Below are 15,371 nucleotides of genomic sequence, written 5' to 3' on the forward strand. Positions count from 1 at the left end.
TCAGCGCACCCCCGTCACGGAGTCGACGAAGCGTTCGGGTGTGGCGTCGGTGGGGACGGTCACGAGGTACTCGACACGCTCCCGCAGACTCTCGGCGGCGCCGTCGGTGACCGCGAGCAGCGGGCCGGCGAAGACGGTCATGAGAAGCGAGACGACGATGAGCGCCCACGTCGGGGCCAGCATGCTCCACGGCATCCGCCCGACCTCGTCGCGCTCGTCGAACTCGACGTACTCGTCGGACGGCAGCAGTGCGAGCGGCTTGGCCAGCGCGATCGCGCCCTCGGGGGCGTCCGCCCGGGGCCGCCAGAACGCCTTGGACCACACGCGCACGACCACGTACAGCGTCAGCAGGCTGGTGACCATGGCGCCGGCGACGAGCACCCACATGAGGACCCCGCCGACCTCTGCGCCGGCCTGGACCACGGCGAGCTTGCCGACGAAGCCGGAGAACGGCGGGATCCCGCCCAGGTTGAGCGCCGGGATGAGAAACGTGACGGCGAGGACCGGGCTGACGACGCCGAGGGACCCCAGCCGCCGGAGGGAGGACGACCCCGCCTGCCGTTCGATGAGGCCCACGACCAGGAACAGTGTGGTCTGCACGACGATGTGGTGGCCGACGTAGTAGATCGCGGCGCTCAGCCCGGACTCGGTGGACAGGGCGACCCCGAAGATCATGTAGCCGATGTGGCTGACCAGGGTGAACGACAATATCCGCTTGATGTCCGACTGGGCGATCGCACCGAGGATCCCCACGACCATCGTCAACAGGCCGGCCACCAGGAGGACGCCGTCCATGCTGCCCCCGGGGAACACCAGGGTGTGGAAGCGGATGATCGCGTAGACGCCGACCTTGGTGAGCAGACCGGCGAACACGGCGGTGACCGGGGCGGGCGCGGTCGGGTACGAGTCGGGCAGCCACGTGGACAGCGGGAACACGGCGGCCTTGATGCCGAACGCCACGAGGAACACGGCGAAGATGGTGTGCCGCAGGCCGTCCGGGACCTCGGCCATCCGGGTGGCGACCTGCGCCAGGTTGAGCGTTCCGACGGCGGAATAGGTCAGCGCGATGCCCAGCAGGAAGACCATCGAGGACACCATCGACACAACGGTGTACGACACGCCCGCGCGCACACGTTCCTGACTGGCACCCAGCGTGAGCAGCACGTACGACGCGGCCAGCAGCATCTCGAACCCGACGAACAGGTTGAACAGGTCGCCGGCGATGAACGCCGCGTTCAGGCCGGCGGCCAGCGCGAGGTAGGTGGGCAGGAAGACCGAGGTCGGCTGGTCGCCGTCACCGTCGCGGACACCCTGGCCGACGGCGTAGATGATGACCGTCAGCAGGATCACGGCGGATACGCACAGCATCAGCGCGCTGAGCCGGTCCGCGACCAGGGTGATGCCGACCGGGGCGTCCCAGCCTCCCACCTGGACGGTGTGCATCCCGTGTTGTTCGGTCAGCACCAGCAGGATGCCGGAGATGACCAACACCCCGGTCAGGGTGGCGATCGTGATGACGTTCTGCACCCGCGGTCGGCGGGAGACCACCAGACAGAGGGCGGCCGCCAGCATCGGGGCGAGGACGACCGACGGGATGAGGTAGCCGAAGAGTTCGGGGGAGATCACAGGTCCTCCTCCTTTCCGGCGTCCTTGTTGCGCTTCACGCGTCGATCGATACGTCGGGCCTCCGCCTCGGCGCGGGCCCGTGCCTCCGCGCGAGCGTCGGCCTCGGCTCTGGCCCGGGCCTCCGCGCGGGCTTCGGCGGCGGCCTCGGCTTCGGCCTCCTCGAGGTCCTCGTCGTCGTAGTCGACGTGGTCACCGAGTTCGGTGGGCTGACCGGTGGCGTGGTCGTCGGAGGCGTCACGGTCGGGAGCGGACCAGGCGTCGGTGGGGGAGCGTCGGGCGATCTTGGTGTCCTCGACGTCGTCCGCGACCTCGTCCACGGTGGTGAACTGGTACGAGCGGTAGGCCAGCGCGAGGATGAACGCCCCGACACCGGCGGTGATGACGATGGCGGTGAGGATCATCGCCTGGGCGAGCGGATCGGAGTCGGTGGCGTTGCCGCCCCAGGTCCGGTCGCGGATGGGCGGGTTCCCGGGCGCGCCGCCCGCCGCCAGCAGCAGCAGGTTGACGCCGTTGGACAGGATCATGATGCCCAGCAGGATCTTGATGATGGCCCGCTCGAGCAGCAGGTAGACGCCGGCGGCGCTGAGGATGCCGGCTAGGAGCAGCAGTGCGAAGTCGGCGGTCATGGCATCCCCCGGGACGTCGTGCCCTGGTTCTCGGCGGCCTTCAGGCGTGCGGCGCGGCGGGCGGCCAGATCGGACCGCGGTGCGGCGCCGTCGACGCCGGGGACGCGGCGCAGGGAGGCGGTGGACGGCGAGTCGGTGGCGTCGACGTAGACGGCGCGGAGTTCCTCGAGGTCCTCGGCGTCCAGGTCGAGTCGGGCGCCGAGGCTGCGGAGGATGTCGAGGACGAGACCGACGACGATGAGGTACACCCCCGCGTCGAAGAACAGTGCCGTGACGAACTTGACGTCCCCGAACACGGGGAGCGTCCCCTCGAAGGTGGCGCTGGACAGGGGAGGCGCCCCGAAGAACATGGACGCGGTGGCCGTGCCGGCGGCCAGCAGGAGCCCGAATCCGAGGATCCGGCCGGCGTCGATCGGGATGGCCTCCCCGAGCTCGTAACGGCCGCCGGCGACGTACCGCAGTACGAGGGCCAGGCCCGCCACGAGACCGCCCGCGAAGCCGCCTCCGGGATTGTTGTGTCCCGCGAAGAAGAAGAACAGGCTCAGGATCATCATGGTGGGGAAGATGAGCCTGGTGGTGACCTCGAGGACGAGGGAGCGGGCGCGCGGATCGCGGACGGTCGCCCCGACCAGCCAGCGGCCGGGGGAGGCGCCGGGAGCCTCGACGACGATGCGGGCGGCCTCGATGCCCCGTCGGCCGGAGCGCGTCTTGCCGGCGTCGGCGAGGCGGGGCCCCGAGCCGTAGCGGCGGTTGCGGAAGACCAGGCTGGCCACACCGGTGGCGGCGACGAGCAGCACCGTGATCTCACCGAGGGTGTCCCAGGCGCGGATGTCGACCAGGGTGACGTTGACGGCGTTGGCACCGTTGCCGATGTCGTAGGCGAGGTCCGGGAAGACGGTGGACACGGCGGGCCGCTGGCGGGCGTTGATCGCGTAGGCGCCGACGATCACCACGAGCAGGCCCACCCCGATGCCGAGCCAGGCGCGGGTCCGGCGGAAGCCGTCCGACAACGGGACCTCGGCGGGCATCGTGCGCAGCACCAGGACGAACGCGACCATCAGCAGCGTCTCCACCAACACCTGGGTGAGGGCCAGGTCCGGGGCGCCGTGGAAGGCGAAGATGATGGCGACGCCGTAGCCGGTGACGGACATGCTGATCACCGCGGCGAGGCGGTTGCGCAGGACGGTGGCGGCGATCGCGGCGACGGTCATGGGGATCATGACGAACAGCACGACCGGGTTGCCCGCCAGCTCCATCCGCAGGCCCTCGCGGGTGCCGACCATGAGGGACGCGAACGGGAACAGCACGAGGGTGAACAGGATGATGCCGAGCGTCAGCGGGAGGGAGCCGCGCTGGATGCTCGCGGTCAGGCGCAGCGACAGGAGGTCGAAGAAGCGCAGGACGGCGTCGTAGATGCGGTCGGCGTTACCCAGCGCGGGCGACTCGAATTGCATCCGCTCGACGGTCCGCTGGGCGACATAGAGCATGGTTCCGAGCACGTACACGACCGCCGTGAGCGCCAACGGGATGCCGACGCCGTGCCACAGTCCCAGGTGGTAGGCCTCGTCTCCGCGCCACGGGCTGCCGGGCGGGAACGCGACATCGACGAACCGGACGAGGAGGTTCTCGACGGGCGCCGACCACAGGCCGAGCACCAGGCCGGCGACGGCGAGGACCGCGGGCACCGAGAGGAACATCGGGTTGACGGGCTTCGAGTCGGCGACCGCGGGACTGATCCCGTCGGGGAAGGTCGGCTTGTCCCGGAATGCGCCCATGACCAGGCGGGCGGTGTACGAGAAGGTGAGCACCGAGCCCAGTACGAGGCCCGCGGTGACGACGATCGCGGGCATCCCGTGTAGTCGGCCCTCGGTCAGCACGGTGGCGAACGCGGACTCCTTGCCGATGAATCCGAGGAAGGGCGGGAGCCCGGCCATCGAGGCGGCGGCGAGGGTGAAGAACACCGCCAGTGCGGGCCGCGAGCGGCCGAGGCCCGACAGCTCGCGGATCTCACGGGTGCCGGTCGTCTTGTCGATCACGCCGACCGCCATGAACAGGGACGACTTGAACAGCGAGTGCGCGAGCAGCATGGTGAGCCCGGCGAGCATGGTGTCCCGGGAGCCGATGCCCACCAGCACGAGCAGGAAACCCAGCTGGGACACGGTGCCGAAGGCCAGCACCAGCTTGAGGTCCGTCTCGCGTAGCGCCCGCCACCCGGCCATGAGCAGGGAGACCAGGCCCAGGGCGATGAGTGGCAGCTGCCAGGTGGACGAGCCGGACAATCCGGGACTGAACGCCGCGACGAGGAAGACGCCGGCCTTGACCATGGCCGCGGAGTGCAGGTACGCGCTCACCGGGGTGGGGGCGGTCATCGCCCCCGGTAGCCAGAAGTGCAGGGGAGCGATGGCGGACTTGCTCGCCGCGCCGATGATGACCAGGGCGAGAGCCCAGTGGACGAGGGGCCCCGACGGTGGGGCCGCGATGATCTCGCTGAGCAGGTACGACCCGGCTTCCTGCGCCAGGATGATCATGCCGACGAGCATCGCCAGGCCGCCGAGGGTGGTCACCAGCAGTGCCTGGGTGGCGGCACGCCGGGACGAGGCCCGCTCGGCGTAGTGGCCGACCAGCAGGAAGCTCAGAACGGAGGTGATCTCCCAGAAGATGTACAGCAGGATCATGTTGTCGGCCACGACCAGGCCGAACATGACGCCCGCGAAGGCGACGAGCTCCGCGGCGAACAGGTGGAGTCGCGGTTCGGAGTCGTCGAAGTACCAGGTGCAGTAGAACAGCACCAACGCACCGACGCCCAGTGCGATGAGGGACATCAGCGCGGACAGGGCGTCCATCCGCAGGTCGAGCGCCAGGTGGATGCCGGGAGCCCACTGGATGGACTCCGTGGGTACCCGGTCGAGGTTCGCGGCCACCCAGACCGCGCCGGCGGCGGGGACCAACGCCAGGAGCGGGAAGGCGCGGCGTCCGAACCTGGACACCAACGGGATCGCGATCAGGGCGGCCACGGCATGGGCCGCGAGGATCACGATCACCGGCGGCTCCTTTCCTTGCGTCGAACGGACGACGACATGCGGACGTATCCGCCGCGAGGCGGCGGGGAGTCGGTGGTCGACCGGGGCGTGGTTCCTGTGATCACTTTACAGAACGGTGTTTCTGAGCCGACTTCACCGCAGGTGGAGACGGGTCGCGGCGCTGAGCAGCGCCGCGATCGAGGCCTCGGTGGAGGTCTGCCCGAACCCGAGCGCCCACGTCTCGCGGCGACCACAGCTGGCGCGCAGGATCGTGCACCACGATCCGGCCTCGCCGAAGGCGTGGCCGCCGTGCCGGTGGCCCTCGTACTGGTGGAACTGCTCGATCTCCGCACGCGCGCCGACCTGGCCCAGCATGTCGGACATCGCGGTGACGTCACCGCAGGACTCGGTGGTCAGGCGGCGGGCGGTGAACTCGCCGGGCGCGTCCCCTGCGGCACGGGTGGCCAGGATCGCCTCGTAGGCGGTGATGCCCCGACCCAGCGGGCGGCGGGAGAAATCGGCCAGATGAAAGCGGTCGGAGGACGGGGCGTAGGTGTCGAGCAGCGTGCGCCAGTCCAGGCCCGCGGCCTCGGAGGCGAACCCTCGTGGCAGCCGGCGGCCGAATCGATCCGCGAAGGGGCAGATGGGAGAGCCGGTGGTCGCGTGGGGTCCGCCGAACGTGGGATTCGCCGTGGGGGTCATGGAGTTCTCGCTTCTGGTGCGTCGGTGAGATGACCGACGTCAGAAGGAGCAACCACGCAACGGGGGTGCCGGTCTGTCAGGCCCCGTTACGTCCGGTTACTACGAGAATCTTCCGCATGGTCAGACACTCTAGGCCGCCGGCGTGAATCCCGGCAAGCCCGTGGCGCCCCGCCCCCGCGCGCGGCACCCTCGCGCTGCTCAGCTCTCGCGACGCTCGGCGTACTGCCGGAGGTCCTCCACCTGCACGGGGTCGAGAGAGGGTCTGACCGCGCGGCGGGCGCGCGCCACGTCCTCTGCGGTGACCTCGGCCGCGTCGATGTCGCGACGCATCGCGGTCAGCGCCGACTCCCGGAGCAGGGCGGCGCAGTCCGCTGCGGAATACCCGTTCAGGTCGGTCGCGAGCTCGGCCAGGTCGACGTCCTCGGCCAGCGGGACGTCCCGGCCGGCGGCCCGGAGGATGTCGGCGCGGGCCTCGGCGTCCGGCGGGGGGACGAACACCAGGCGTTCGAGCCGCCCCGGACGCAGCAGGGCGGGGTCGATGAGTTCGGGCCGGTTGGTGGCGCCGAGGATGACCACATCACCCAGTGGCTCCGCACCGTCGAGTTCGGTGAGCAGGGCCGCCACCACCCGATCGCCGACGCCCGAGTCGCCCGACTGGCCCCGGCGCGGGGCGAGCGCGTCGATCTCGTCGAGGAACACCAGCGACGGCGCCGAGTCACGCGCCTTGCGGAACAGGTCGCGGACGGCCTTCTCCGAGGACCCGACCCACTTGTCCATGAGCTCGGCACCCTTGACCATGTGCACTGTCAGCCGCCCGCTCGCGGCGAGGGCCCGCACGACGAATGTCTTCCCGCAGCCCGGGGGACCGTACAACAGCACGCCCCGTGGCGGCTGGACCCCCAGCCGTTCGAAGGAGTCGCGGTGCTGCAGTGGCCACAGCACCGTCTCGGTGAGCGCCTGACGCACCTCCTCCATGTCCCCGACGTCGTCGAGGGTGATCGATCCCAGGCTCAGCTCCTCGGTGCCGGACCGGGACAGCGGCCGGATCACGCTGATCGCGCCCAGGAGGTCGTCCTGCTCCAGACGGGCGACGGGGTGGTCGGGCGCGGGGTGGTCGGGCGCGGGGTGGTCGGGCGCGGGGAGATTTGGCGCGGGGTCGCCGGGCGCGGGCCGGTCGGTGACGCCGTTGCCCGCGGCCCGCCCGGCCGCCCGCAGGGCCGCCTCCCGGGTCAGTGCCCTCATGTCGCCGGCGACGTACCCGGGGGTGCGCTCGGCGACGGCGCGCAGGTCCAGCGTCCCGGTGGGCACGTTTCTGAGCATGACCTCCAGCAGCGCGGCGCGGTCGGCCGCGTCGGGCAGGGGCAGGTCGAGGACGCGGTCGCAGAGGTCGGGCTCGCGGAGCCGGGCGTCGGCGTCCTCTGGGCGCACGCAGGTCGCCACCAGCACCGATCCTGGGGACGCCACCACCGACCGCAGTCGGTCGAGGACCAGCGTGGACACCGGCTCGGGCTGGGCGGGGAGCAGTGCGTCGACGTCGGTGACCAGCAGGATCCCGCCATTCTCGCGGGCCCGCTCGGCGGCGGCACGTACCGCCTCGAGTCGTGAGGCGGGGTCGAGCGCTCCGACCGAGGGCCCGTCGACCACCTCGAGCCGCCGGTGGCCGGCGACCGAGCGGACCAGCGTCGCCTTGCCGACGCCCGGAGGTCCCGCCACCAGCACCCCGAGGTGCGGCGACGCGCCCAGCGTCCGCAACAACTCCGAGCGGTCCAGCGCGAGGGAGAGCCATTGCTCCAGCACCTCGGCCCGGTCGGCGACCCCGACGAGGTCTTCCCCCGCGACGGCCGTGATGGCCGAACCCGGGCCGTGCACGCCGGTGACGGCAGGAGCCGGCGTGGTGCGGGGGCTCGTCGTCGTTCCCGTACTCGCGGCCCCCGTGCCCCCGGTGCCCACGCCGGTCACGATCGCCGTGGTGGGCTGCACGGAGACGGTCCCGCCGGGCACGGTCGCGATGACGGTGAGCAGTTCGGTGCTCCATGCCGCGCCCATGGTGTTGCGCAGGGTTCGGGTGGTGTCGGAGGTGGGGAAGTCGGGGCCGAGATCGCGCGGCATCAGCGTGACCGAGTCCCCGACCCGCACCACCTTGCCCAGCAGCGCCGACCGCAGCACACGCTCGGCGACACCGCGGCCCGCCGGCGGGAGGCCCTGGACCTCGACGGACTGCGCGCCCGTCACCTGCGCGGCCCGCACGGTCACCCGCGCGTCCTCGCCCAGGCCGCAGTTGGCGGCCACCACCTCGTCGACCACCAGCACGCCGCTCGGCGCGCCCGTGGCCGCGGCGGCGACCACGGCGCCCGTGGTGCGGGCGCCGATGATCTCGATGGCATCCCACTCGCGCATCCCCAGCGCGAGGATCACCTCCGGGTGTGCGCGGACGATCCCCCGTCGGGAATCGGCCGCGGACGCCGACAGACGCAGGGTCAGGTCAAGATCCGGGCGGGAGTTCACGGAGGTGAGCGTATCGCGGCGAGCGCAGGACCCCCTCCGGCCCCGGCGGGGTCACAGCGCGCCGCGGATGGCGTTCCAGGCGACGGGGATCTGACGCGAGTAGTAGGACCAGTTGTGCAGCCCGGTGGGCAGGTGGTCGATCGTCGCCGGGATGCGCAGTTCGCGCAGGCGACGGTCCGCCGCGCGTGTGCACTGCCCGGTCGCCTGCTCCAGCGCCATGCCGGCGACGAAGTTGGCGGCGTCGTTGTTGTAGTCCTCCCAGTCGCCCGGGTTGGCCACGCCCGTGCCGGACGAGAGGTAGATCGCCTTTCCGCGCAACTCCTCCGCGTTGATCAGCGCGTCGTGGTCCGCCCACTGAGCGTTGCCCGGCTCGCCCCACATGTTGGTCAGCGTGGCGCCGCGGCTCTCCACGGTGTAGCGGGTGAGGATCTGACCGAGCGTGCCGGTGGAGTAGCAGCCCGAGACGCCGAAGACGGCCCGGTAGAGATCGGGGTGGCGGGTGGCGATGGTCACGGCCGCGCCGGCGCCCATCGAGATCCCGCCGATCGCGCGGCTGCGGCTGGTGCTGACCTCGGGCTCGACCAGGGCGGGCAGGTCGCGGGTGATGAAGGCCTCCCACTTGCTGATGCCCAGCACCGGGTCGGGCTCGTTCCAGTCCGCCCACATCGAACCCTGGCCGCCGGTCGGGATGATGAGGTTGACGTTCTCGTCCGCGAACTGCTCGGCCGCGCCCCACTGCATGAAGCCGCTGGGGAGTTCGGAGCCGACGCCGTCGAGGAGGTAGAGGAACGGCGCGTTCTGATTACCGTCGGGCGCGCGGTAGACCTCGACGGTGATCCCCCGCTTCATGTCGGCCGAGTCGATGAGCCATCGCTCGTAGCGTCCGTCGATCTCCTTGCTCACGACACGCGTCTTGGTGATGTTCGGGTTGGGCTGGGGTGCCGGCGGCGGGGGTCCGGCGAACATGTTGGGGGAGAATCCGAGCCGGTTGGCGATGCCCATCATCGATGACCCGGACGAGCCCGGCAGGTTGCCGAAGTAGAGGAGCTGGCTGAGGCTCTCCGGCGAGATGGTGCCGAGTGCACCGTTGGCGATCTGCTCCGGACTGATCGACCCCGGTAGCCCCTGCGCCTGCGCCGGGGCGGGGAGCAACCCCACCGTCAGTGCGGCGGCGGCAGCGGTCGCGAGGAGGGCGCGGCCTGCGCGGGTGACGCGGTGGGCGAGTGCGGGCACGGGCATGGCGGCTCCTTCTTCCGGGCAGCCGAGACCTGGTCGAACCGCCACTGGTGACAGTATCGGCCCAGGGGCATCACACTGTTACCGGTTCGCCGAGCGGGGGGCTCAGCGGTAGCGCTGCAGGAACGCCGCCTCCGCCAGTGCGATGCGCTCGATCTCCCGCGGGTCGACGCTCTCGTCGGGGGAGTGGATCGCGGCCGCGGGGTCCTCGACGCCGAACAGTGCGATGCTCGCGTCGGGATGGGCGCGCTGCAGCGCGGTGCACAGCGGGATCGATCCGCCGGAGCCGACCACGGCGACCTCGTCCGCGCCGTAGGCCTGCGCCAGACACTGCGAGAGCAGGTCGTGGACCGGGTCCGAGCCGCCCGCCGGCACCGAGCGGAACGGGTGGCCGACGGCCTCGGGTTCCACGCTCACCCGGGCGTTCCACGGCCTGCGCCGCTCGATGTGCTCGGTGAGTAGCCGTTGCGCCTCCACCGGGTCGATCCCGGGCGGAACGCGCAGGTTGACCAGGGCGCGGGCTCGGGGCTGGACGGCGGCGATCGCGCCCTCGACCGGAGGGCAGTCGATCCCCAGCACGGTCACCGCGGGCCGTGACCACACCAGGTCCGCGAGCGGCGCCGCCGTGGAGACCTCCACCCCGTCGAGGATCCCGGCGTCGGCGCGGAACGTCTCCTCGGGGTAGGGCTGCCCGTCCCACTCGCCGGTGAAGTCCAGGCCGTCGACGGTCGTGGCGCCGGTGGCGGGGTCGCGCAGCGAGGCGAGGATCGAGATGAGGGCGGCGAGCGCGTCGGGCGCCGCGCCCCCGAACTGTCCGGAGTGGACCCCGGCCTCCATGGTGTCGACGACGACGACGAGGTTCGCGATCCCCCGGAGGCTGGTCGTGAGCGTGGGGGTGCCGACCGAGACGTTCCCGGAGTCGGCGATGAGGATCGCCTCCGCCGCCACCAGGTCGGGCCGCGACGCCACGAGATCGTCCAGGCCTCCTCCGCCGGTCTCCTCGGAGCCCTCCACGACGAGTCGGATCCCCAGGCCGTCCAGCGGGTCCGTTCCGGGCGCGCCGACCTCGTCGTCGTCACCCAGGGCGGCGAGCGCGCGCAGGGCGGCGAGGTGCACGACGAGGTTTCCCTTGCAGTCCGCGGCGCCGCGGCCGTACCACCGGCCATCGCGCTCGGTCAGTTCCCACGGCGAGGACGTCCACTCGCCCGGGTCCCCGGAGGGCTGGACGTCGTAGTGGCTGTAGAGCAGCACCGTGGGGCGGCCGGGTGCGGCCGGGCGGTGGGCGAACACCGCGCGCGACCCGTCGGACGTCTCGATCACCTCGACCGAATCCGCGCCCAGGCCCGGGATCGGCAGGTCCGAGAGCAGGGTGCGGACGAGGTCGCAGGCCTGCTCGCAGGCGCCCGGCTCGGCATCGTGCACCGACGGCAGGGCGACGAGATCGGCGAGATCGGAGCGGGCTCGGTCGAGCTGGGCGGCGACCGCGGCGGCGAGCGGGGCGAGATCGGGGTGGGGGTCAGCGAACGCGGGGGAGTCGGCCATGCGCACAGAGTAGTTGCCCGCTCCGACACGACCCGGCAACATGAACGGAAAGTGAACGCAGCATGAAGTATAGTGTCCACATGAGTAGCTTTGTGATCGTCGTCACCCCTGCCGAGAAGGAGCTCCGCGAGCTCACCTCCGTCGACGAGTTGCCCGCACACGTGCGCGCAGACCTCGAGTCGCTGTGCGACGAGGTGTCGAAGCGGTTCCCGGAGGCCGAGGCGATCGGCGAGACCGGCGCTCTGTGCTCGCGCCCGGTGATCGAGGGCGTCGGCGTGGTCATCCGGCCCGAGGTGATCACCCGCCCACTCGTGGTCAACGCCGTCATGCGGTACGCCGCCCCGCGCCAGCTCCGCGTGACCTCGCCCGAGCTGGGGCTGGTGGCCGACCCGCGCGAGCGCATTGATGTCGACGTCCACCGCCGGCCGACCATGGTGGGCGCGGGGATCGCCGACCACGCGGTGCGCGGCCGGCCCCGCGGCACGCTGCCGTGGGTCACCCACGAGCTCCTGGGCCAGCTGATCGGCAAGCTCCTGATCGACGGCGACCGGTTGGAGCTGGAGGTCGACGGCGAACGCTGCTTCCGCTTCGAGCGGTGTGGCGAGTCCCTGATCATCCACGCGAAGGACGGGCCGGACGTCCCCGTGCGCCTATGGACCGTCCCGGTCGACGCGGCCGACGCCGCGGCGGACGCCGGCTGGGCCTGGGCTCGCTGCGATCAGTGGTGGGCGGAATTCCTGCCGCGTGACGCGCGGACGGAGGATGCGCGGACAGATGACGTGGTCGCGGAGCCCGCCGGGGGCGATCCCGCGACGGGCGGCCGCGACTCCGCCACCGCGGCCTGAACCGGGTGGCCGCGCCCGGGTGGCGTCACACCGAGATGTCGTAGCGCAGGGACGCCACCACGGCGTCGATCGTCTCCGTGGGCTGCACGCCGGCCTCGCCCTCGTCGGACATGAGCACGAACACCAGTGAGGCCGGCGCGCCGTCCGGGCCCCGCGTGGACACCGCGATGGTGTCGAAGCGGATGGTCGGCGGGGTGCAGTCGTTGCGCGGGGGACGCACCTCGCCGCGCAGCGAGACGTACCAGGCGGGCACCCCCGAGACCCCGATCCTGCGGGCATCGGGGACGGGGACGTCGGCACCGGCCTGGGTGAACCGTCGGTCGATCGAGTCCGCCATGGCCCGGGACGCCGATTCGGCTTGTTCACGCGCCTCGCCCGGCAGTGCCGTCGCGCTGATGCCGACCAGGGTCCGGAAGCTCAGGCCCCCGAGCCGGCAGTAGCCACGGTCGGCGATGGCGTTGGCGGTGGTGACGTAGCCCGATCCCCAGTCCGATCCGGGGTCGCCGGCGTCGTCGTCGACCCCGGACGGGTCCCCGACCTCCCACCCCGGCGGAACCGAGTACACGAGCCCGGTGGGGCTGCGGACGTCCTGCCAGTCCGCCGGCGGGGGGCCGGCGGCCAGGGTGGGCCCGGGCTGCTCACGGGTGGGCTCGTCGGTGTCGTCGCCGCCGCCCGACCACAGGGCGCAGCCGGAGAGCGACGCGACGAGCGAGCCCGCGATGAGGGCCGCGGCGGCCCGGGCCATGCCGGCCTCAGCCCCGCTCGGCGAGCGCCTTGATCCGCTGCAGGGAGGTGGACACGCCCCGGTCCAGCTCGCTGGTGAACGACTTCTGTCCTCCGAACACCTTGTCGGTGAGGAATCGGGAGATGAAGGTCAGCCCGTCCGGGACCTCCCTGCGCTCGGTGAGGAGGGTGCCGCCGGCGGGGGTCGGCTCGAGGTCGAAGACCCAGATGGTGGTGTTCTCGGTGATGCGGTTGGCGAACCGGCGGCCGGGCTCGAACTCCACCACACGGCTGGTCGTGGGCCACAGGAGCGGCCCGCGCTTGTTGAGGTTCAGTGCCCACGTGCCCTTGGCGGTGCGGCCGCCGAGGGGGAAGATCTTCCAGGCCTGGCTGCTCCACTGGGTGGCGTTGCGGACCTCGGAGATGACCTCCCAGACCCGGGCCGGCGGGGCGTCGATCTCGATGGAGCTCTCGATGGCGCCTGCTGCGGCGGGTTCGGTGGGCATTGACGAGCCTTTCGGGCGAACGGGTGGGACGGCGTCTCGATGGTAGGGCAGGGCCGGGCGGCATGAGGGTCGTTCGCCGAGCGCGAATCAGCCGTCCGGGCCTTTGCACTCGTCGGGGGCGAGTGCTAGAAAAGCGATTGGCACTCGGCTACCCTGAGTGCCAGCAAGATCTGAGAACCGAGGTCGCAAGGTGAGGCGCGGATCCGACACGGTCCGCACCGTCCGTCGCGGGCACCGACGCTGACCACACGCGTGTCACCCCATACCCGGAGGATGATTCACCCCATGGCAAAGATGATCGCGTTCGACGAAGAGGCCCGGCGCGGCCTGGAGAGCGGTCTCAACCAGCTCGCCGACGCCGTCAAGGTCACGCTCGGCCCCAAGGGCCGCAACGTCGTGCTGGAGAAGAAGTGGGGCGCCCCCACGATCACCAACGACGGCGTCTCCATCGCCAAGGAGATCGAGCTCGAGGAGCCGTACGAGAAGATCGGCGCCGAGCTGGTCAAGGAGGTCGCCAAGAAGACCGACGACGTCGCCGGCGACGGAACCACCACCGCCACCGTTCTCGCCCAGGCCCTCGTGCGCGAGGGCCTGCGCAACGTCGCCGCCGGTGCCAACCCCATGGGCATCAAGCGCGGCATCGAGAAGGCCGTCGAGGCCGTCACCAAGCACCTGATCGACTCCGCCACGGAGATCGAGACCAAGGAGCAGATCGCCGCCACCGCGGGGATCTCCGCCGGCGACCCGGCCATCGGCGAGCTCATCGCCCAGGCCATGGACAAGGTCGGCAAGGAGGGCGTGATCACGGTCGAGGAGTCCCAGACCTTCGGTCTGGACCTCGAGCTCACCGAGGGCATGCGCTTCGACAAGGGCTACATCTCGCAGTACTTCCAGACGGATCCGGAGCGCCAGGAGGCGGTCATGGAGGATCCGTACGTCCTGCTGGTCTCCGGCAAGGTCTCCACCGTCAAGGACCTGCTCCCGCTGCTGGAGAAGGTCATCGGCGAGAACAAGTCGCTGCTCATCATCGCCGAGGACGTCGAGGGCGAGGCCCTGTCGACCCTGGTCGTGAACAAGATCCGCGGCACCTTCAAGTCCGTCGCCGTCAAGGCCCCGGGCTTCGGTGACCGCCGCAAGGCCATGCTGCAGGACATCGCCATCCTCACCGGTGGCCAGGTCATCTCCGAGGAGGTCGGCCTCTCGCTCGAGACCGCCGACATCTCCATGCTCGGCAAGGCCCGCAAGGTCGTCGTGACCAAGGACGAGACCACCATCGTCGAGGGTGCCGGGGACCAGGGTCAGATCGAGGGTCGGGTCAACCAGATCCGCGCCGAGATCGAGAACTCGGACTCCGACTACGACCGCGAGAAGCTCCAGGAGCGCCTCGCCAAGCTCGCCGGCGGCGTCGCCGTCATCAAGGCGGGCGCGGCCACCGAGGTCGAGCTCAAGGAGCGCAAGCACCGCATCGAGGACGCCGTGCGCAACGCCAAGGCGGCCGTCGAGGAGGGCATCGTCGCCGGCGGCGGCGTCGCCCTGGTCAAGTCCGAGGTCGCTATCGATGGTCTGTCCCTCGAGGGCGAGGAGGCCACCGGCGCGAACATCGTCAAGTTCGCGCTCAGCGCCCCGCTCAAGCAGATCGCCCACAACGCCGGCCTCGAGCCGGGCGTCGTGGCCGAGAAGGTCCGCAACCTGCCGGGCGCCGAGGGCCTGAACGCCGCCACCGGCGGATACGAGGACCTGCTCAAGGCCGGCATCAACGACCCGGTCAAGGTGACCCGCTCGGCGCTGCAGAACGCCGCGTCGATCGCCGCGCTGTTCCTCACCACCGAGGCCGTCGTGGCCGATAAGCCCGAGCCCGCCGCGCCCGCCATGCCGGGTGGCGACGAGATGGGCGGCATGGGCTTCTGATGTAGCCCATCCCAGCACGCGGCCGTGGCCCGCACCGGAGATCCGGTGCGGGCCACGGCCTTTGTCGGGCTCTCCTGGGGCGTCGGGTCGCGTAACACGATCGTCACGTGGGTCGTCCCGCGTAAAACGTCT

At 71.3% G+C, this 15,371-nt stretch carries 11 protein-coding genes; 2 read left to right on the forward strand and 9 right to left on the reverse strand.

Annotated features, from left to right (window positions below; all coding sequences use genetic code 11):
- The 7 genes from AC3DEV_RS00565 to AC3DEV_RS00595 form a co-directional block, all read right to left on the reverse strand.
- Positions 1-1,626 carry a Na+/H+ antiporter subunit D gene (locus AC3DEV_RS00565; RefSeq protein WP_067719289.1) on the reverse strand — a complete coding sequence of 542 codons (1,626 nt, stop codon included), beginning with the start codon at positions 1,624-1,626 and terminating at the stop codon, positions 1-3.
- Positions 1,623-2,252, reverse strand: a complete 630-nt coding sequence (locus AC3DEV_RS00570) for a Na(+)/H(+) antiporter subunit C (RefSeq protein WP_067719286.1) — start codon at positions 2,250-2,252, stop codon at positions 1,623-1,625. Before AC3DEV_RS00570 ends, AC3DEV_RS00565 begins: the two co-directional genes overlap by 4 nt.
- Positions 2,249-5,293 carry a Na+/H+ antiporter subunit A gene (locus AC3DEV_RS00575; protein WP_120286081.1) on the reverse strand — a complete coding sequence of 1,015 codons (3,045 nt, stop codon included), beginning with the start codon at positions 5,291-5,293 and terminating at the stop codon, positions 2,249-2,251. The genes AC3DEV_RS00570 and AC3DEV_RS00575 overlap by 4 nt, the downstream gene beginning before the upstream one ends.
- Before the next feature lie 132 nt (positions 5,294-5,425).
- Entirely contained in the window at positions 5,426-5,974 is a 549-nt protein-coding gene (locus AC3DEV_RS00580) for a hypothetical protein (RefSeq protein ID WP_182634788.1), read from the reverse strand.
- A 198-nt stretch (positions 5,975-6,172) separates the two neighbouring features.
- Positions 6,173-8,479, reverse strand: a complete 2,307-nt coding sequence (locus AC3DEV_RS00585) for an AAA family ATPase (protein WP_488370962.1) — start codon at positions 8,477-8,479, stop codon at positions 6,173-6,175.
- Positions 8,480-8,530: 51 nt separating this feature from the next.
- Positions 8,531-9,718 carry an alpha/beta hydrolase gene (locus tag AC3DEV_RS00590; protein WP_488370963.1) on the reverse strand — a complete coding sequence of 396 codons (1,188 nt, stop codon included), beginning with the start codon at positions 9,716-9,718 and terminating at the stop codon, positions 8,531-8,533.
- Between the two features lie 102 nt (positions 9,719-9,820).
- Positions 9,821-11,257: a M20/M25/M40 family metallo-hydrolase gene (locus AC3DEV_RS00595; RefSeq protein ID WP_488370964.1), complete on the reverse strand. Its 1,437-nt coding sequence runs from the start codon at positions 11,255-11,257 to the stop codon at positions 9,821-9,823.
- Positions 11,258-11,337: 80 nt separating this feature from the next.
- Here AC3DEV_RS00595 and AC3DEV_RS00600 point away from each other — a divergent pair, with 80 nt between their 5' ends.
- Complete coding sequence (locus tag AC3DEV_RS00600; protein WP_488370965.1) at positions 11,338-12,102, forward strand: hypothetical protein; 765 nt, start codon at positions 11,338-11,340, stop codon at positions 12,100-12,102.
- A 25-nt stretch (positions 12,103-12,127) separates the two neighbouring features.
- Here the strand turns inward: AC3DEV_RS00600 and AC3DEV_RS00605 are convergent, their stop codons facing one another.
- Positions 12,128-12,847 (reverse strand): DUF8017 domain-containing protein, encoded by a 720-nt coding sequence (locus AC3DEV_RS00605; protein ID WP_472985990.1) that lies wholly within the window; start codon positions 12,845-12,847, stop codon positions 12,128-12,130.
- A 7-nt stretch (positions 12,848-12,854) separates the two neighbouring features.
- Positions 12,855-13,331 carry an SRPBCC family protein gene (locus AC3DEV_RS00610; protein ID WP_313312319.1) on the reverse strand — a complete coding sequence of 159 codons (477 nt, stop codon included), beginning with the start codon at positions 13,329-13,331 and terminating at the stop codon, positions 12,855-12,857.
- Positions 13,332-13,616: 285 nt separating this feature from the next.
- Here AC3DEV_RS00610 and groL point away from each other — a divergent pair, with 285 nt between their 5' ends.
- Positions 13,617-15,239 (forward strand): chaperonin GroEL, encoded by a 1,623-nt coding sequence (gene groL / locus AC3DEV_RS00615; RefSeq protein WP_120286075.1) that lies wholly within the window; start codon positions 13,617-13,619, stop codon positions 15,237-15,239.
- The last annotated feature ends 132 nt before the right edge of the window (positions 15,240-15,371 follow it).

It is taken from the genome of Dietzia sp. IBK-p2-15D (assembly GCF_057773105.1).